Source organism: Rhizobium sp. AB2/73 (genome assembly GCF_020871915.1).
Taxonomy (GTDB): Bacteria; Pseudomonadota; Alphaproteobacteria; order Rhizobiales; family Rhizobiaceae; genus Rhizobium; species Rhizobium dioscoreae.
Genome location: NZ_CP067071.1, coordinates 1,248,432 through 1,265,168, shown reverse-complemented (window position 1 = coordinate 1,265,168; position 16,737 = coordinate 1,248,432). Strand labels below are relative to the sequence as shown.

Genomic DNA, 16,737 nt, shown 5'->3' with positions numbered 1-16,737 from the left:
CCCGGGACGGAGGCGACCCAATGGAGATAGCGGTAATTGGCGGCACAGGCCTTCTTGGGAGCCGCTTGGTCAAGGAACTGAGGGTACGTGGCCACAACGTGCGCTCCCTCAGTCGTCGTTCTTCTCAGTACAGCGTCGATCTGGATACCGGAGCGGGTCTGGAGGAGAGCATCTCGGGGTGTGATATCGTCATCAACGCAGCCAACGATTCCACCAGAAACGCTGCTGCAGTTCTGGCGGGCGGTACACGACGGCTCGCCGAAGCCGCCCGCCGCACGAACATTAAGCACCACCTATGCGTCTCAGTAGTTGGCAGCGCTGAAATGCCTCTCTGCTATTTTCGAACGAAGCGCGAGCAAGAGCTGGAGGCAGAGCGCGGCGGGTGTCCCTGGACAATCCTGCGCTCAACACAATTTGACGAAATGCTTGCGCAGACCTTCTCGCGGCTGGGCGCCGTGGGCCTGATTCCGCTGCCTGAAGGAAAGGTGCAGCCTGTGGCCGTTCTCGAGGTCGCACGCACCATCGCCGATTTGGCAGAGGGTGAGCCGCACAACGGTTATGTCACAATGGCTGGCCCTCGAATCCGCACAATTCGTGAATGCGCGCGGGATTGGAAAGTTCAAGAGCACCAGCAACGCATAATTTTGCCGATTCCTTTGCCGGGCAAGCTCGGCAAAGCGCTACGGCGGGGCGTCTTGACCTGCCCTTCTCCGGATGTCGTCGGCCGAAGCCGATTTGCGAGTTGATCTCGCGCAGCTGGCCTCGCCGCAATGAACCGACGTCCACTTGTTTGCCGATCGTGCCTCGAAGTGTCAGAACGTGCGTCAGCAGTTAGCCGGATGTTTGCCAACGGCGGGACGATCTCAGGCCAGCGCTTCGGCCGCCAGGGCTGCGCCGACTGAGGGCAGCCCCCGTAACCATTCGCGATAGGCGGCTAGCCGATCCGAGATCGTTATGCCTTTCATGTCCGCCCAGAAGAGCATGACGAACAGGTAGCAGTCGGCAATCGTCATCTCTTCGCCGATCAGGAACGGGCGGTCTCCGAGCTGGCCATCGAGCAAGGTGAAGTGCCTGACCAGCAAGGTTTCAGCCTGCTCCTTCGCAGGGAGCTCCGCTCCGGCGAAGATCGGCTTGAAGTTGCCGTGGATTTCGCTCGTCATGAAAGCGAGAGCTTCCAGCGCGCGCCAGCGCGCCGACCCTTCCTTCGCTAAGAGCCGTCCCGAACGTTCCGCCACATACACCTGGATGGCGAGATTCTCGGTTAGGACCGTGCCATCGGAGAGCTCCAGGGCGGGAACATAGCCTTTCGGATTGATCGACCGGAAATCGCGCCCGTCTTCGGTTCGCTTGTCGCCGCGTGATACTCGAGAAAGCTCAAAGTTCAGCCCTGCCTCGCGCAGCGCGATGTGGTTTGCCAGGCTGCATGCCCCCGGCTGGTAGAATAGCTTCATATCATGCACGTCCCATCTGACCGGCCGAGACTCTCATGCTCGACCGCAAGTCAATAAAATTGACCAGAGCAGGATATGAGACCACGATCTCGCCGCCAAGAACGCATTTTTTTGGGACCAGGTCATATGGATATGCCCGCGGACAACACGGTGACCCCGGACTGCCGGACGGTGGGTGAAATACTCAGCCGCGTTGGCGACAAATGGACGGTGCAGGTGGTGATCGCCCTGCGCGATCGATCGCGCCGCTTCAACGATCTCAAGCGAGAGGTGAACGGTATCTCGCAACAGATGCTGACTCGAACCCTGAAAATCCTCGAACGAGACGGGCTTGTCGCGCGCAGCGTCCGGCCGACAACGCCACCGCAGGTGGACTATGCACTAACGGAGCTCGGTTGCTCCTTGTCCGAGCCTGTCCGCCAATTGGCACGCTGGGCGCGGACAAATCTCGCCACAATCCACGATCACCGTCGGAATTATGATTTGAGCCACCCGGACACTCCCCACGTGTAGCGACTGGCTGTATCCCCGGCATCAAAAATTCGGCGTCGCAGCGTTCGCGGATTCCACGTTCAAGATCACTGCTTCACCTCGTTACGCGTCGGTCGGCAGGCGATACGTTAACCGCCCAGCCGCTGGACCGCGGCGTGGTATCTCGGGTCCGGCACTCCATCGCGGACGACGAGGTTGCTCCACAGCAACGTCGGTCTGCGCGATCCCTATGACGTCGTCGGAAGCAGACATATCCACCCAACTCATTTGTTGGCCTCCAGCAGCGCGTGCGGCGGCCCTTCGACACGCAGCACCGCCTCAACCGCTGGACGGCTTCTGATACGATTGAAGAATGCTGAAAGGTTCGGCCACGACGAGAGATCAAGCGATAAGCGGCCTGCCCAGGTCAACATCGTAAACAAATAAGCATCCGGTGCGGTGAATATGCTGCCCCCGAGATAGTCACGTCCCTCCAGCTGTCGGTCGACATAGGCCAGGCGTGGCGATACGTGGAGGCGGGTTTGCGCCTGCCCCTCCTCCGTCTTCGACAGGAAGTTCGCGGCCACCCCACCGTGCCGCTCCGGCGTAATGAAATTCTTGTGCAATTCGGTGGCAATGAAGGCCAGCCACTCCAGCACGCGGTACCGCTCTCTCGTCCCGGCCGGCGGGATCAGGTTTTTCGCCGGAGCCTGATCGGCAATGAACTCAAGGATCACAGCACATTCGGTCAGAAGGTTGCCATCATCGAGCTTCAACGCCGGCACATAGGCCTTCGGATTCAGTTTCCGATAGTCGCCGCCGCCCGACCATTGATGCGTTGAAAGATCGACGCGTTCGAGGGCGAAGGGAAGCCCGGCTTCCCTAAGCAGGATGTGCGCCGCCTGGGAGCTGGCGCCGGGAGCATGAAAGAGGATCATGACGCGTCTCCGTCGTTGTTTCAAATCGCAAGACTATGATGATCCGAACCAAGCGAAAACGCGTGATTACAAGAGTAAAGCGTGCAAAACTGCACCCATGTTCGACTGGCAAGATCTTCGATATTTTCTAGCCGCTGCGCGGCTCGGCTCGCTGACGGCGGCCGCGAGCGAGCTTGGCGTCGATCACGCCACAGTGGGCCGCCGCGTCGCCCGCCTGGAAGCAGCTATCGGATGCAAGCTGATGGTCCGTCTGCCGCGATCGACACGCCTGACCGAGGACGGCGCCGCGCTTGCCGCGGCCGCGGGAATAATGGAGGATGACGCGGCGGCCATTGTTCGCCATGTGCGCGGTCACTTGGGCGGCCTTTCTGGCAGTGTGACCGTTAGCGCACTGCCCGCTCTTGCTGCCTTCGTCATAGCGCCGAGCTTACCGGCCCTTGCCGACGAACACCCGGGCATCCGTGTGGTGCTGTCGGCGACGTCTATGATCGCGTCGCTGGAGCGAGGCGAAGCCGATATCGCAATCGGTTTTGTCCGGCCCAATCTGCCGGGACGTGTGGTGCGGAAAATTGGGGAATTGCGGCTTGGGCTTTACGGTGCGCCCGGGCTCGCCGATCGGCCACGGGAAAGCTGGACATTCATTGGTTTCGAGGACTCGCTTAGCGATATTCCGCAACAGAAATGGCTGAACGCCTTTTCGGCCGGCCGACCCTTCGCGCTCAAGTCCAACGATGTGGTGACGCAGGCGCAAGGGGCGCGAGCAAGCGTCGGGGCCGCGCTGCTACCCTGCTTTCTCGGCGACCCTGAGCCCGGACTGATCCGTCTCGAAGTCGAACCGGAGCCGCCACCGCGTCCCCTCTGGATGTCAGTCCACGCCGACGTACGCCGCGCCCCCACAGTTCGCGCCGTCATGGATCATCTCGTCGCGGCCTTCGCCGACAGTCACACGTGAGGCACTTAGAAGGCTTACTTGACCACGGCGTCCAAGCGGGAACGTACTCTCGGATTCCGATCAAGGCCCGCAGCCGACTGATCTGAAGCCGGTCGCCCGCTGCTCGGCGCGACCCTACTTGGTATTGTTTCACCGCGATGCTTTATGCTGAAGGTGGTTCCACCCTGAGGCATCCGCTTGAGGACAGCCGACATTCTCCATGCCGTTCCTCAGATCGCCATGCCGCCGGAAACCTCGATCCGTTGCGCGTTGACCCAGCGATTGTCCTCCGACAGCAGCGACGCGATCATCGGGCCGATGTCATCCGGCACGCCTGCGCGACCAAGCGCGGTCATGTTCGCGACGGCTTTGTTGACCTCGGGATTGTCGCGCACGACACCGCCGCTGAAATCTGTCGCGATGGCCCCCGGAGCAACGACGTTAACGGTGATCCGGCGCGGGCCGAGCTCGAAGGCCATGTACTTCGTCATCGCCTCAACCGCCGCCTTCATCGTGCCGTAGGCGGCGCGGTTCGCCATGACGATCCGGGTCAGGCCCGATGAGATATTCACGATGCGCCCCCCATCGTTCATCAGCGGCAGGAGCTTCAGTGTCAGGAAGAACGGGCCTTTGACATGAACCCTATAAAGGGCGTCGAACTCCTCCTCCTCCGCGTTCAGGAAGCTCATGCCGCTCGATGTCCCGGCATTGTTCACCAGGAAGTCGAAGCGATCGGCGTCGAGCCCGGCCAACGCCGTCTTCAGCGCGTCCAGAAAAGCATCGAATGTCCCGGTCTCGCCAACGTCGAGCCGCAACGCGACGGCGCGGCCCCCTTGCGCTTCGATCAGGGAAACGACCTCCTCGGCCTCGTCCCGGTTCTGGCGATAGGTGAAGACCACGTCCACGCCACGCCTGGCGAGGTTCAACGCCGTGTTGCGGCCAAGCCCGCGGCTGCCGCCGGTGATCACCGCGATCTTTGCATGTTCGGTCATAGGGCTCTCCCTTCGAGGATTTTCTGCCATATAATCGTGCTTAGATCGTAATCGAATGCCGATTATCAGCACTTTCTTGCCTGATTGTGCCTTGCCTCCTATATTTGCAACGGATCAAAAAGACCGGAGGTCTACCATGATGCCGGAAATCGGCCGGGCCATTGAGGCCTATACCTCGCGCCATCCCGGCGGGAATCCGTGGATGACACAGATCGAGGGCCTTATCCTCCTGCGGGCGGATCATGAGGATCAGCCGAAACACATAATCTCTCGCCCAGCCCTCTGTGTCGTTGCGCAGGGCGCCAAATGGACGAGCTTCGGCGACAAGCGGCATATCTATCGCGCCGGACAAGCGCTGCTTATCAATATCGAGACGCCGTCGGTTGGTCGGATCACGGAGGCCAGCCCGGAGGCGCCGTTTCTCGGTGCCGTTATCGAATTCGATCCCGCGATCCTGCGCGAGGTGTATGACGGGATGCCCGATCCGCCCGTGTCCCAAGTCGAAGTGGGTCGCGGTGCCTTCGTCCTGGAGGCGATGGACCCACAGGTGGAGGACTGCGTGTTGCGGTTGCTGCGACTCCTCGACCATCCGCGTGCCATTCCGCTCATCGCACCGATGATCCGTCGTGAATTGGCTTATTGGCTGCTATCCGGTCCGCACGGTGCGATGCTGGCGGAACTGACGCTGGGGCGCGAGCGTGCAGCGCCGATCATGCGGACGATCCATCGGCTGCGTGAAGAATTCAACGCGCCCTTTCGCGTTTCCGATCTCGCCGCGGAAGTCCATCTCAGCCCCTCGGCCTTTCATCGTCAGTTCAAGGCAGTCACTTCCATGACGCCGCTGCAATACCAAAAACAGCTCAGGCTGCTGGAAGCGCGGCGAATGATCCTTTCAGAAGGGGCCAAGGTAGAAAGCGCGGCCTTCGCGACGGGGTACGAGAGCCCTTCGCAATTCAGCCGGGAATACGCCCGAATGTTCGGCAGGCCACCGAAACGCGATGCCAGCATCACGAAGGGCTTGCCGCAATGGGCATGAAAATGGGTCGGCGGAATATGGTCCGCTCGCCTTACTCGGTCCTGTCCGAGCCTATTCAGGATGGATAGATGATTATCGAAACCTTCACCCGCATCTTCGTCGATCCCGATGCGTTTGATCGGACGATCGACTTCTACACTGCCTTGCTGTCAGGCCAGGTGACGATGCGCTTCACCTATCCGGACACCGGACTCGAACTAGCCTCGGTATCGTCCGACAGGCTTTCCGTGCTGATCATCTCCGGTACGCCGGAACGACGCGCACCCTTCGAGGCGACCCGACTGACGATCAAGGTCGATCGCCTCGAGTCCGTCATCGCAGTCCTTGCCGACGCCGGAAGCGAGCAGTTGGAGCCGATTCAGAAAACGCCAGTGGGCCGCAAGACCCGTTTTCGTCACCCGGACGGGACGGTGGTTGAATATGTCGATCACGATACGGCCTCGTCCGGCTGACGAGTTCGTCGGATACGCCGCGTCGGGCAGTCGTTTGCGCCCTTGCGCGCCCAGCCATTGCCCGAAGGTCCGATGTAGAGAGAAAGCACGAACTGCTTCACGCAAGCATGGCGGGACGCAGGATGTGGACACACCACTGGCGAAAGCTGGTCGGGCTGCTGGTCGCCGGTGTACGCTCCACCATGCGGTCGATGCCCTCGTTCTTGGCCGTCAGCATGTTGACCATGGCCTGCGCCATTCCCTCGGACGCTCCCCTGCTGATCGACATGGCTCGCATCTCTTCCATAGCGATTTCCTGGAAACGCACTGGCCTTTCGAGTACGTCGGACATGATCGCCGCCATGTCATCGAATGACAGGTCTTCCGGACCCAGGATTGGCACTTCTTCCGCGCCATCCCAGGACCGGTCCACGAGCAGCCGAGCGGCAGTGTCGGCGACATCGCGCGTCGCACATGTGGGTGCTCGAAGATCACGGGGCGACGGCCAGTAAAAGACGCCCTGGTGCTTGATCGCCTCTACCTGGCGGAGGATGTTTTCCATCAAGCCTGGACATGTGAGGGCCCGGTAGCTCACACCCGTCTGCGCGATCATGTCGTCCATCCTGAGCGTCGCGGTCACGTGGCCGGCGTCCTTCGGCCAGCCCCGGCCGAGCGCGGAAACGCTGACGACGCGTTTGCCCTTGAGGCCCTTGAACGCATCCAGGGCTGGCCGCGCGAAGTCCACATAGGCGGCTTCGGCACTTGCCGCGCGCGGATCGCCCGCCACAAGCCAGAAGACGCTGTCGGCACCTTCGAATGCTTTTTCGACGATTTCCGAACAGCTGTGCGACCCCTCAACCACCTCTACGCGTGCCAGCACGTCCGCGGGGAGCTTTGCCGGGTGGCGCGCGATCACCCGGATAGGCTCGCCGCGGTCGAGGAGTTTGGCCAGCACCTGGCTCCCGATGTTGCCCGTGGGGCCTGTGATGACGATCATTGTTTCTCCTAACGCCACTTTTGCGGTGGATGCGCACATTGACTGCAGCGCGTCCGTCACCGCTGTCTGACGCAGGATAGGCGGTTTCCGTTCGAACGATCCATGCTATAAAGTTCGTATTCTTGTCGCGATTGTTCGGATTGTTTATGGATCCCCTCTCAGACATTCTGTCGTTGCTGAAGCCAAAGAGTTATCTCTCCGCTGGCCTAGATGCAGGCAAGGACTGGTCGCTCCAGTTCGGCTTGTACGAAGGCATCAAGTTCAATGCTGTGATGGCCGGCGAGTGCTGGCTTTCGGTCGATGGCGTGGCTGATCCCGTTCACCTCCAGGCTGGCGACTGTTTCCTGCTTGCCAAAGGACATCCCTTTCTGTTGGCCAGCGATCTCAGCCTGCCGCCCGTCGACGCCCGACCGATCTTCGCAGCCGCCGGGCCGGGCGGTGTGGCCGTGTGCAATGGCGGCGGCGAGTTCTTCCTCGCCGGCAGCCGCTTCATCCTCGGCGGTGATCAGGCGGATGTTCTTCTGAGCGTACTCCCGCCGATCGTGCTTATCCGCAAAGAGGCCGATCAGGCCGTACTCCGGTGGTCGCTCGATCGGATGCGGCAGGAGTTGCGGGAGCAACAACCGGGAGCGTTTCTGGTGATCGAGCACCTCGCCCATATCATGCTCGTTCAGACCCTCCGCCTTCATTTGTCGGATGCGGCCAATGGCGGCGGTGGGTGGCTGGTAGCTTTGGCTGACAACCAGATCGGCGCGGCGATCGCGGCCATACATGCCGAACCCGCCCGGCCATGGACGTTGCCGGAGCTTGCTCGTCACGTCGGAATGTCCCGGACAACCTTCGCTGTGAGGTTCAAGCGTAAGGTCGGCCTTTCCCCCATCGACTACCTGATCCGTTGGCGCATGCTGCTCGCCGGCGACAGGCTCTCCAACACGCGCCAGTCCATCGCTGCAATCGCCTCGTCGCTCGGCTACGAAACCGAAAGCGCCTTCGGTGCCGCCTTCAAAAGAACCATGGGCTGCTCCCCGAGGCAGTATAGCCGAAGTGACAAGCGTAGCGGCTTGGCCGTGGCGGAGGGAGCATAGCCATCGGATGGAGGCGGTTGTTCGCCTCGGCGAGACCCGCTTCTTCCCTCTGGCCAAGAATACAGTGTGACTGCATATATCGGACATAAGCCACGCGAGATGGAGCAGTCATGGCCGTCGACAACAAGGAAGTGGTTCGGCGTTTCAACGTCGAAGTCATTCAGAAAGGTAACGAGGAAGAATTCCAGGCGCTGATAGCGCCGGGCTTCGTCAATCACGCTGCCCCGCCGGGAGTGCCCAACGGTCCGCAAAGCATGTGGAACACATTCCAGAACATCCTTCGTCCTGCGCTGTCAGACATGAAGGTGACGATCCATGACCAGATCGCTGAGGGCGACAAAGTGACGACCCGCAAGACAATCAGCGGTGTTCATTCTGGCACCCTGATGGGGATTGCCGCGACCGGTAGCAAGGTCTCGATCGACGTCATCGATATCGTGCGCGTTCATGACGGCCGGTATGTGGAACATTGGGGGCTGAACACGCTGTCGCAAGTCCTGGCCGCGCTGAAGGGTTCGTAGCTCAGACTATGCGAGGCGATCGAGGATCCGGATTGCGGCCCGGAGGGCTTGCCTTTCCTGATCCGATAGCCTTTCCTCGATCAAGGCGGCAATTTTCCGCGTCCTCGCCTCCCGTGATCGGGATAATTCCGCCTGCCCTTCAGCAGTAATGGAAATGAGCTGGCTGCGGCCATCGGCAGGGTTCGGCAATTTCTCGACCAGTCCGTTCTCTTCCAGGCTGGCCGCGACCAGGCGCATGCTTTGGTGCCTGACATTGCGGCGCGCTGCCAGTTCAGCAACGCTCAGGGGGCCCCCTCTGTCCAGTATCGACAGGGTCTCGGACTGAGAATTTGTCGGAGTGTCCGACTGTGTTCTGATGCTTCGAACAAATGTTCCCACGGCACGACGAAGGTCTTCGGCAAGCCTCAGCCTGTCGTCGCCTTCACTAATCCAGGTTTGATCACTCGCCATGGGTATTTTGGGCTCTGTTGGAAAGAGCTACCCATACACCGGCAGCCGCGACTGGAGAATGGTTCGCCGATGCCCTTCGGCCAAACGCTTCAGTATGCGACTGAGATGCTACAAAGCCGCCACGGAAAGCCTCATGGACGCGATCCGCGAGCAGAGCTCTGGCCTCGTGCGCGATCACACGGAATAGCGGGCCCCATGCCTTCACATCGTGCCTCTCGACCGGTGTCACGACGAAGCCAAGACTGGCCTTTCGCTGCCATTCGTGAGCCTTTCCCAGTTGCCGTGGGCGAACGCCGCCTTCTCCGTGTCGCTTAAGCCGCATTCGGCAAGGAACCGGCGAGCATCACTGCCCTGCCGATATTGGTAAGGGTAGTCGGTCGAGAACAGCAGTCGATCCGGTCCCACGATGGCGACCGCCCGCGCGAGATAATCGGAACTGAACATGCCGCTGGCGGTGACGTAGAGGTTGCGGCGCAGATAGGTCGCGATCGGATGCTCCAGGCCGGACACTCTGTCCAGGGCCGCCAGACGCTCGACGTAGAACAGCACGACCTCGCCCCAATGACCCAGGATGACCTGAAGCCCGGGCAGGCGATCGAAGATGCCCGAGAGCGTCAGCCGGACGAACTGAATACCGGCATCATAGTGCCAGCCCAGCCCGTACATGGCAAACGCCGCATCCACGTCCGGCGTGAATCCGGAATAATAGGCCGATCGCACCGCTAAGGTGGGGGTGCGGGGATGGAGCAGGATCGGCGCGCCGAGCGCGGCGGCCGCCTCGAAGATGGGCGCCAGGTCCGGATGATCGAGATTGCGTTCCCCGACCCGCCCGCACAGCATCGTCCCCTTGAAGCCGAGCGTCCGAACGCTGCGTTCGAGCTCCAGCGCTGCCGCCTCCGGCTCGCCGACCGGCAAGGCGGCGAGCGCCTGGAAGCGATCCGGCCGGCGCGCCACGGCCGCAGCGACAGCATCGTTGGCGCGACGCGCCAGCTCCAGACCCTGCTGCCCCAGATCGTGCAGCGCGGGGGTGGTTAGTGACAGCACCTGAACATCGAGGCCGGTCTCGTCCATCAGGGCGAGCCGCTCGTCGGACAGGTCGAGCAGGCGTCGCTCGACCTCGCCCGAATGGACCGCGACGCTCGGGTCGGTTGCGGCCAGTCCGATCGCCTCCCAGGCATCACGGACGTCCGTTGTCAGATAATGCTCCTCAATGCCGATGAGCCTCAGGCACGGTCCCGTATCGCTCACGTCCGAGCCCTGCGAATTCACCATGACACGGTCTTTCCGTGCCGGTCGATGAAGCGCAGGCCCGGGGTGCCTTGCTGGACGAGCAGGGTTTCGACCAGATCGGGGATGGTTTCCTCGACGCTGAAGGTCGCGTCCGGGCCACCCAGGTCGGTACGGATCCAACCGGGCGCCATCAGCACCAGCGGACGGCGATCGGCTGCTGTTCGGGCGGCATAGCTGCGCATATACTGGTTCAGCGCGGCCTTGCTCCCCCGATAGACCTCGTGGCCGCCCTTTTCGTTGTTCGCGATGCTGCCTTGACCGGAGGACATGACGCCGATCAGGCCGCCTGGGCGGACCAGCGGCTCGAGGCCCTCGACCGTCCGCATCACGCCCAGCGCGTTCGTCAGCATGACGCGCATGAACTCATCGGTCGATGTCTCGGCGATGGTTTCCGCCTGATCGCGGTTGGCGGTGCCCGCATTAACGAACAGCATCTCGATGCTCCGACCCGACAGCTGATCGCGGAGCGCCGCGATCTGATCGGGCTTGGTGATATCGAGAGGTTCGATCGTGACCTGGGTCGGATGCGCGTCGGCGAGCTCGTGCAGCCCGGTCGAGCCATCCTCGCGTACCGTGCCGATGACGTGCCACCCCCTCTTTACGAGCTCACTCGCCATCGCCAGCCCGAGGCCGCGCGACGCTCCGACGAGCAGGATGGTTTGCGTTTGCTGGTGCGAACTGTTTGCCATGATGTCGATCCTCAACGTGCCTCTCCATCATGTGGGCGAAGGTATGGAAGGCGCCAGACGCATGGGATGCAAATGACGATTGCACAGGACGCTATGGCTGCTCCGGTCGAACGGCTATGCTGCGGGCCATGGCCACCCTCGATCTCAACCTGCTGACCGCTCTCGACGTGCTTCTCGCCGAACGTAGCGTCACGTCCGCCGCCAGGCGGATGGGTCTCAGCGTATCCGCCATGAGCCGGACGCTGACCCGGCTCCGGTCCGTGACGGACGATCCGCTTCTCGTGCAGGCCGGACGATCGCTCGTGCCGACGCCCTACGCCGAACGCCTGAGCGAACGGGCCCAGCGCGCCGTGCAGGAAGCACGATCAGTGTTGGCGCCGGCGCCGAAAGACATTGAGCCCGCGTCTCTGGACCGAACGTTCACGATCCGCGCGAACGAGGGGTTCGTGGTGCTCTTCGCTTCCGCCATCGTCGAAGCCGTCGTCGAAATGGCGCCTCTTGTCCGGCTCCGTTTCGCTCCCAAACCCGACAAGGTGGTGGCGCCTTTGCGAGATGGATCGATCGACCTGGAGATCGGGACGACGGGCGCTTCCGCTCCAGAGATGCGCAGCCAGCTTCTCTTCCGAGACCGCTTCGTCGGCGCAGCGCGCGACGACCATCCGCTGCTCGTCGACCCAATCACGCCGGAACGCTATGCAGCCTGCGGGCATGTCGCCGCCTCGCGTCGAGGCGCTTGGGAGGGGCCGGTGGACGAGGCCCTGGACGACCTCGGCTTGCGGCGCCGCGTCATTGCGGTGGTGCCGGGTTTCGTGGATGCGCTTGCCATCGCGCGACGATCCGACCTGGTCGCGCTGGTGCCACGCTCGTGTGTTCGGCACGAAAGGACAGAGGCGCGGGGTGTCGTATGCTTCGATATACCCGTCCCCACGCCTGAGTTGACCATCAGCATGATGTGGCATCCGCGCCTCGACGCCGATCCGGGTCATCGCTGGCTTCGGCAGGTGGTTCTGAAGTGCGTAGGGCCGGTCTAGCGGAAAGGGCGACGATGGGCGCCGGGTCGATCGTTTCTCCACTCCATCAGTTTCGGGCCGGATGCCGACGGCGCTACCGACGAGCAAAGCACGCGAAGGTGGTCCTCCGTTCATGTCCTTCTCCTCGGTCCACAGTGTAGATACGGCCCGCTGCAGAGATCTGACCGCTTCGCACGTCCTCTGTGCTCACTGGCCATGTGCTCACAACGGCTGTGCGTGGAATCCGGCCTATGTGCCCCCTATGGTATCCGTTTCTTAGACCGGTGACGTCGACGTCTTTCGTCGCGGGAAATTACGCAGCATGTATATCCCAGCGGATGCGTGAGGCACCGGGAATCACGAATGAATCAGGTCGCGCCTCGTTTGAGCATCGCAATGATCAACATGACGACGCCGCGGTAGTCGTGCTGCGGAAGGAGGCCCGCATGACAGATAGCAAATTCCTCACACCCGACGAGGTAGCTGAACGCTATCGCGGTGGTGTTTCAGTTGGGACGCTTCGAAACTGGCGCGCGATGCGACTCGGCCCATCCTTCGTCAAAATCGGAAAGGCTGTCCTCTACCCGCTCGATGAGCTTGATGCATGGGATGAACGGAATAAAGTGCAGTGCCGTGCTTCCAAGGGACCTAGCAATTATGGGAGTAATCGGGCGTGAGCGTCACGCATGAACATGATCAGCCGACCCCAGTTCACGGCACCTGCGAGCAAGTGTGTCAGAAATATTCTTTTGAATACAGCATTTTAGATATAAAGCACGTATGGTCCATAATCACCCGTCAGGAGATCCGACACCTTCGCGTGCCGATATCGATATGACCAAGACCATCATAGACACTGCCAAGCCTTTGGGCATCACCGTTCACGACCATGTTATCATTGGAAAAAACGGCCATGTCAGCTTCCGCGCATTGCGGCTGATTTGAAATTGTCGCAGATGAGATAATGCAATACTTCAAATCTATATTGTATAATTTTGATTTTATACGATCATTACCGATTCGTATCCGTTTGATCGTGGCGAAATATCCCGAATTCGTCATAGCGATCTCCGCTTTCATTTTTCAGCTCGGCGTCAGGATCATCTGGCAGAAGGATCGCCGCGTTCCTGTCGGCTGATCCGCCCGCGGAAGCTGTTGTTTGATTTGGCCTTATCCGCTTGCATGCGCCGGCCATCTGGAGATCGAATGCCGAAGATGTCGCCCAAGCTTGCTCATCGCCTCCTTTCTATCGGTCGCGGCGCGCTTGTCGCGGCAGGCGCTTTTCTGGTGGCCGCCAGCGGCTTCTATGCTCACATGCTCTGGACGACGAACTTCCATCCGGTCATTGCCGGGGAGCTTTACCGCTCTTCGCAGCCCTCGGCCACCAACATCGCCGAGTTTCAGAAGCAATACGGCATCAAGACCATTATCAACCTGCGTGGCTACAATAGCGGCCACCATTGGTATGATACCGAAGTTGCCGAGGCGAAAGCGCTCAACATCGACCATATCGATTTCCACATGTCTTCGGCCCGAGAGCTGACACAGGAGCAGGCGGCGCAGCTTGTCGATATCATGCGGAATGCGCCGAAGCCGATCCTCATTCATTGTCAGGCCGGAGCCGACAGAACCGGCCTGGCCTCGGCACTTTACCTTGCCGCCATCGCCAAGACGAACGAGGCTACCGCGGAGGGCCAGATGTCGATCATCTATGGTCACCTGCCGTTCTCCTTCACGCGTGCCTATGCCATGGACCGTACTTTTGAGAAGCTGGAACCCTGGCTCGGTCTTTCGGCCTCGTGAACACCAAACTTCCCGTTAGATAATCTGTAACATTGAGAGGCTACCGGTTGACGGAGCATGTTGCATTGCGACATTGATTCCCCATTCCAGTCATCCGAGGCTTCCCGATGGACCAATTCGATCTCCTAGTCGTAGGTAGCGGCCCCGCCGGCCGCAGAGGCGCTATTCAGGCCGCCAAACTCGGCAAGAAGGTACTCGTCGTCGAGCAAGGCAAGCGGGTCGGCGGCGTCTCGGTCCACACCGGTACCATTCCCTCCAAGACGCTACGCGAAACCGCGCTCAACCTTTCCGGCTGGCGCGAACGCGGCTTCTACGGTCGCGCCTATCGCGTCAAACAGGAGATCAGCGCGGAGGATCTCCGCCGCCGCCTGCTGATCACCCTAGACCACGAGGTCGAAGTGCTGGAACATCAGTTTGCCCGCAATCGCGTACAGCACATACGAGGCAAGGCGAGCTTCATCGATCCGCAGACGATGCAAATCGTCAAGGATGATGGCGAGATCGTCACCGTGTCCGCCGCCAGCATCCTGCTTGCAGTCGGCACCAAGCCATTCCGTCCGGATTATATGCCCTTCGACGGCAAGACGGTTCTCGACAGTGATGAATTGCTCGATATCGAAGACCTGCCGCGCTCGATGGTGGTCATCGGAGCCGGCGTCATCGGCATCGAATACGCCACAATCTTCAGCGCGCTCGACACACAGGTGACTCTGATCGATCCTAAATCGACCATGCTCGACTTCATCGACAAGGAAATCGTCGAGGATTTCACCTACCAACTGCGCGATCGCAACATGAAGCTGCTGCTCGGCCAGAAGGCAGAGAAAGTCGAGCGCCTGCCGAGCGGCAAGGTGGAGCTGACGCTGGACAACGGCCGCCGCATCACCACGGACATGGTTCTCTTCGCCGCCGGCCGCATGGGCGCGACCGATACCCTTAATCTCGCTGCAGCTGGCCTCGAAGCCGATGCGCGCGGCCGCCTGAGCGTCAATCCAGAGACCTTTGCCACCAAGGTTCCGCATATCTTTGCCGCCGGCGATGTCGTCGGCTTTCCGAGCCTCGCCTCCACCTCGATGGAACAGGGCCGCATCGCCGCCCGCGTCGCCGTCGGCGCGATCGCCAAGGAGCCGCCGAAATACTTCCCCTATGGCATCTATGCCGTGCCGGAGATTTCCACCTGTGGCCTCTCTGAGGAAGAGGTCAAGGAACGGCACATCCCCTATGAATGCGGCATCGCCCGCTTCCGCGAGACGTCGCGCGGCCATATCATGGGCCTCGACACAGGCCTCTTGAAGATGATCTTCTCGCTGAAGACCCGCCGCCTGCTCGGCGTCCACATCGTCGGCGAAGGCGCCACCGAGCTCGTGCATATCGGCCAGGCCGTGCTGAACCTCAAAGGCACCGTCGAATATTTCGTCGAAAACACCTTCAACTATCCGACGCTTGCCGAAGCCTACAAGATCGCCGGCCTCGACGCCTGGAACCGCATGGGCGATATCAAGTCGGAACTCTAATAGGTCAATATTGACCATGCCGGCGGAGCTCACTACTCTGCCGGCATGATGAGCATTCTCAACATCGCTTCGGTCTTCTTCATAAGCCGCTGACCCGGTGGCTTTCATTCAGCCAAATGAAGACGAGACCGCCTCAACGGCCGCAGGGCCGCGCGTAGGTCTTTGCCGAAGCAGCCGTGATACCCGCACAGGAAGGGTGAAAAACGGCGCTATGATCGAGAGAGATTTCATGCCATCCCAAAAACAGTATCCGGCTGCGCTTTCCAACGCGCAGGTGAACGATTTCATTGAACATGGTTTTATACGCATCGATGATGCGTTTTCACAGGAACAGGCTGCCGAAGCCCGCGCCATCATGTGGCGCGATATTCCATGTCGCGAGCACGATCCGGCAAGTTGGAGATTTCCGGTCGTGAGGCTGCCAGGCTATGGCGGTGAGCCATTCCGTGCCATCGCTAATATGCCCATTTTGCACGCTGCTTTCGATCAACTGGTCGGGCGTGGGCGATGGCTGCCAAGAGATGGGCTTGGGACCTTCCCCGTGCGTTTCCCGCATCCGGACGATCCCGGTGACGCCGGCTGGCATGTCGACCTCAGCTTTCCTGGGGACGATTGCGATCCGAATGGGCAAAACGACTTCTCCGCCTGGCGCGTGAATGTCACCTCGCGAGGGCGCGCTCTGCTTACGCTATTCCTGTTTTCCGATGTCGGCGAAGACGATGCGCCGACCCGCATCCGCGTCAGCTCTCACATGGATATGGCGCGCTATCTCGAGCCTGCCGGAGAGCACGGGCGTTCTCATATGATGCTCGAGCAGATGGGGGCCGACCGCCCTCACGCACTGGCAACGGGAAAGGCTGGTACGGTCTACATCTGCCATCCCTTCCTAATCCACGCCGCCCAGAAGCATCGAGGCGCTACGCCGCGATTCATGGCGCAGCCTTCGATCGGCCTTACTGAGTCCTATCGATTGGAGCGGCCGGATAATACCTATAGCCCGGTCGAGACAGCCATTCGCCGCGCTTTGGGTAAGGAATAATCGCGCCGAACTGATTGCTGATAGCCTGGGGCCCCTCGCCCCAGCCCTCTCCCCGCAAGGCGGGAGAGAGAGCATTATGGCGAAACAAC

19 protein-coding genes and 1 pseudogene are annotated in these 16,737 nt (G+C 60.9%); 13 read left to right on the top strand and 7 right to left on the bottom strand.

The annotated features are described in order from the left end of the window. Window positions 1-20 precede the first annotated feature (20 nt). Window positions 21-746, top strand: coding sequence for an NAD(P)H-binding protein (locus tag I8E17_RS06365; RefSeq protein ID WP_219510895.1), 726 nt, complete (start codon window positions 21-23; stop codon window positions 744-746). 117 nt (window positions 747-863) lie between these two features. Here the strand turns inward: I8E17_RS06365 and I8E17_RS06360 are convergent, their stop codons facing one another. Beyond that, complete coding sequence (locus I8E17_RS06360) at window positions 864-1,451, bottom strand: glutathione S-transferase C-terminal domain-containing protein (protein WP_219510898.1); 588 nt, start codon at window positions 1,449-1,451, stop codon at window positions 864-866. A gap of 126 nt (window positions 1,452-1,577) precedes the next feature. Between I8E17_RS06360 and I8E17_RS06355 the strand changes: the two genes are divergently transcribed. Continuing rightward, window positions 1,578-1,964 carry a helix-turn-helix domain-containing protein gene (locus tag I8E17_RS06355; RefSeq protein WP_229002089.1) on the top strand — a complete coding sequence of 129 codons (387 nt, stop codon included), beginning with the start codon at window positions 1,578-1,580 and terminating at the stop codon, window positions 1,962-1,964. A gap of 242 nt (window positions 1,965-2,206) precedes the next feature. On the opposite strand, the gene I8E17_RS06350 is transcribed toward I8E17_RS06355, so the two are convergent. Then, window positions 2,207-2,860, bottom strand: a complete 654-nt coding sequence (locus I8E17_RS06350) for a glutathione binding-like protein (RefSeq protein WP_219510900.1) — start codon at window positions 2,858-2,860, stop codon at window positions 2,207-2,209. 97 nt (window positions 2,861-2,957) lie between these two features. On the opposite strand from I8E17_RS06350, the gene I8E17_RS06345 reads away from it, so the two are divergent. Next, window positions 2,958-3,812, top strand: a complete 855-nt coding sequence (locus I8E17_RS06345; RefSeq protein ID WP_219510902.1) for a LysR family transcriptional regulator — start codon at window positions 2,958-2,960, stop codon at window positions 3,810-3,812. Window positions 3,813-4,021: 209 nt separating this feature from the next. Here the strand turns inward: I8E17_RS06345 and I8E17_RS06340 are convergent, their stop codons facing one another. Continuing rightward, complete coding sequence (locus I8E17_RS06340; protein WP_219510904.1) at window positions 4,022-4,783, bottom strand: SDR family oxidoreductase; 762 nt, start codon at window positions 4,781-4,783, stop codon at window positions 4,022-4,024. A 136-nt stretch (window positions 4,784-4,919) separates the two neighbouring features. On the opposite strand from I8E17_RS06340, the gene I8E17_RS06335 reads away from it, so the two are divergent. Both I8E17_RS06335 and I8E17_RS06330 read left to right on the top strand, forming a co-directional pair. Then, on the top strand, window positions 4,920-5,819 hold the full coding sequence (locus I8E17_RS06335) for an AraC family transcriptional regulator (protein WP_219510906.1): 900 nt from the start codon (window positions 4,920-4,922) through the stop codon (window positions 5,817-5,819). A 68-nt stretch (window positions 5,820-5,887) separates the two neighbouring features. After that, window positions 5,888-6,271, top strand: a complete 384-nt coding sequence (locus I8E17_RS06330) for a VOC family protein (RefSeq protein WP_219510908.1) — start codon at window positions 5,888-5,890, stop codon at window positions 6,269-6,271. A gap of 97 nt (window positions 6,272-6,368) precedes the next feature. On the opposite strand, the gene I8E17_RS06325 is transcribed toward I8E17_RS06330, so the two are convergent. Beyond that, a complete protein-coding gene (locus I8E17_RS06325) occupies window positions 6,369-7,247 on the bottom strand; it encodes an NAD(P)H-binding protein (protein WP_219510910.1) in 879 nt (292 codons plus the stop codon). A 146-nt stretch (window positions 7,248-7,393) separates the two neighbouring features. On the opposite strand from I8E17_RS06325, the gene I8E17_RS06320 reads away from it, so the two are divergent. Together I8E17_RS06320 and I8E17_RS06315 are read left to right on the top strand one after the other, a co-directional pair. Next, window positions 7,394-8,332, top strand: coding sequence for an AraC family transcriptional regulator (locus I8E17_RS06320; protein WP_219510912.1), 939 nt, complete (start codon window positions 7,394-7,396; stop codon window positions 8,330-8,332). A gap of 110 nt (window positions 8,333-8,442) precedes the next feature. Next, a complete protein-coding gene (locus I8E17_RS06315; RefSeq protein ID WP_107393625.1) occupies window positions 8,443-8,853 on the top strand; it encodes an ester cyclase in 411 nt (136 codons plus the stop codon). 6 nt (window positions 8,854-8,859) lie between these two features. Here the strand turns inward: I8E17_RS06315 and I8E17_RS06310 are convergent, their stop codons facing one another. The 3 genes from I8E17_RS06310 to I8E17_RS06300 all read right to left on the bottom strand — a co-directional run bounded on the left by I8E17_RS06310 (window position 8,860) and on the right by I8E17_RS06300 (window position 11,297). Further along, window positions 8,860-9,303, bottom strand: a complete 444-nt coding sequence (locus tag I8E17_RS06310; protein WP_107393626.1) for a MarR family transcriptional regulator — start codon at window positions 9,301-9,303, stop codon at window positions 8,860-8,862. Between the two features lie 225 nt (window positions 9,304-9,528). Then, on the bottom strand, window positions 9,529-10,575 hold the full coding sequence (locus I8E17_RS06305; protein WP_229002088.1) for an amidohydrolase family protein: 1,047 nt from the start codon (window positions 10,573-10,575) through the stop codon (window positions 9,529-9,531). Then, window positions 10,569-11,297 carry an SDR family oxidoreductase gene (locus I8E17_RS06300; RefSeq protein ID WP_229002087.1) on the bottom strand — a complete coding sequence of 243 codons (729 nt, stop codon included), beginning with the start codon at window positions 11,295-11,297 and terminating at the stop codon, window positions 10,569-10,571. The genes I8E17_RS06305 and I8E17_RS06300 overlap by 7 nt, the downstream gene beginning before the upstream one ends. Window positions 11,298-11,410: 113 nt before the next feature. On the opposite strand from I8E17_RS06300, the gene I8E17_RS06295 reads away from it, so the two are divergent. The 6 genes and pseudogenes from I8E17_RS06295 (at window position 11,411) to I8E17_RS06270 (ending at window position 16,648) form a co-directional block, all read left to right on the top strand. Further along, complete coding sequence (locus I8E17_RS06295; RefSeq protein WP_219511525.1) at window positions 11,411-12,313, top strand: LysR family transcriptional regulator; 903 nt, start codon at window positions 11,411-11,413, stop codon at window positions 12,311-12,313. Window positions 12,314-12,738: 425 nt separating this feature from the next. Next, window positions 12,739-12,969: a helix-turn-helix domain-containing protein gene (locus tag I8E17_RS06290; RefSeq protein WP_219510914.1), complete on the top strand. Its 231-nt coding sequence runs from the start codon at window positions 12,739-12,741 to the stop codon at window positions 12,967-12,969. Window positions 12,970-13,072: 103 nt separating this feature from the next. Continuing rightward, window positions 13,073-13,237 (top strand): annotated as a pseudogene (locus tag I8E17_RS06285) (JAB domain-containing protein); the annotation flags it as partial. A gap of 261 nt (window positions 13,238-13,498) precedes the next feature. Beyond that, on the top strand, window positions 13,499-14,095 hold the full coding sequence (locus I8E17_RS06280; protein WP_069611991.1) for a dual specificity protein phosphatase family protein: 597 nt from the start codon (window positions 13,499-13,501) through the stop codon (window positions 14,093-14,095). A gap of 107 nt (window positions 14,096-14,202) precedes the next feature. Next, window positions 14,203-15,609: a Si-specific NAD(P)(+) transhydrogenase gene (gene sthA / locus I8E17_RS06275; protein WP_069611990.1), complete on the top strand. Its 1,407-nt coding sequence runs from the start codon at window positions 14,203-14,205 to the stop codon at window positions 15,607-15,609. A 229-nt stretch (window positions 15,610-15,838) separates the two neighbouring features. After that, on the top strand, window positions 15,839-16,648 hold the full coding sequence (locus I8E17_RS06270; RefSeq protein ID WP_069612290.1) for a phytanoyl-CoA dioxygenase: 810 nt from the start codon (window positions 15,839-15,841) through the stop codon (window positions 16,646-16,648). Window positions 16,649-16,737 lie beyond the last annotated feature (89 nt).

Bases quoted from the DNA above. Each gene is read 5' to 3' on its own strand.
- I8E17_RS06350 (WP_219510900.1), bottom strand. From the start codon at position 2,860: ATGATCCTCTTTCATGCTCCCGGCGCCAGCTCCCAGGCGGCGCACATC.
- I8E17_RS06305 (WP_229002088.1), bottom strand. From the start codon at position 10,575: ATGGTGAATTCGCAGGGCTCGGACGTGAGCGATACGGGACCGTGCCTG.
- sthA (WP_069611990.1), top strand. From the start codon at position 14,203: ATGGACCAATTCGATCTCCTAGTCGTAGGTAGCGGCCCCGCCGGCCGC.
- I8E17_RS06295 (WP_219511525.1), top strand. From the start codon at position 11,411: ATGGCCACCCTCGATCTCAACCTGCTGACCGCTCTCGACGTGCTTCTC.
- I8E17_RS06365 (WP_219510895.1), top strand. From the start codon at position 21: ATGGAGATAGCGGTAATTGGCGGCACAGGCCTTCTTGGGAGCCGCTTG.
- I8E17_RS06340 (WP_219510904.1), bottom strand. From the start codon at position 4,783: ATGACCGAACATGCAAAGATCGCGGTGATCACCGGCGGCAGCCGCGGG.
- I8E17_RS06315 (WP_107393625.1), top strand. From the start codon at position 8,443: ATGGCCGTCGACAACAAGGAAGTGGTTCGGCGTTTCAACGTCGAAGTC.
- I8E17_RS06345 (WP_219510902.1), top strand. From the start codon at position 2,958: ATGTTCGACTGGCAAGATCTTCGATATTTTCTAGCCGCTGCGCGGCTC.
- I8E17_RS06290 (WP_219510914.1), top strand. From the start codon at position 12,739: ATGACAGATAGCAAATTCCTCACACCCGACGAGGTAGCTGAACGCTAT.
- I8E17_RS06330 (WP_219510908.1), top strand. From the start codon at position 5,888: ATGATTATCGAAACCTTCACCCGCATCTTCGTCGATCCCGATGCGTTT.
- I8E17_RS06310 (WP_107393626.1), bottom strand. From the start codon at position 9,303: ATGGCGAGTGATCAAACCTGGATTAGTGAAGGCGACGACAGGCTGAGG.
- I8E17_RS06335 (WP_219510906.1), top strand. From the start codon at position 4,920: ATGATGCCGGAAATCGGCCGGGCCATTGAGGCCTATACCTCGCGCCAT.
- I8E17_RS06280 (WP_069611991.1), top strand. From the start codon at position 13,499: ATGCCGAAGATGTCGCCCAAGCTTGCTCATCGCCTCCTTTCTATCGGT.
- I8E17_RS06270 (WP_069612290.1), top strand. From the start codon at position 15,839: ATGCCATCCCAAAAACAGTATCCGGCTGCGCTTTCCAACGCGCAGGTG.
- I8E17_RS06355 (WP_229002089.1), top strand. From the start codon at position 1,578: ATGGATATGCCCGCGGACAACACGGTGACCCCGGACTGCCGGACGGTG.
- I8E17_RS06325 (WP_219510910.1), bottom strand. From the start codon at position 7,247: ATGATCGTCATCACAGGCCCCACGGGCAACATCGGGAGCCAGGTGCTG.
- I8E17_RS06360 (WP_219510898.1), bottom strand. From the start codon at position 1,451: ATGAAGCTATTCTACCAGCCGGGGGCATGCAGCCTGGCAAACCACATC.
- I8E17_RS06320 (WP_219510912.1), top strand. From the start codon at position 7,394: ATGGATCCCCTCTCAGACATTCTGTCGTTGCTGAAGCCAAAGAGTTAT.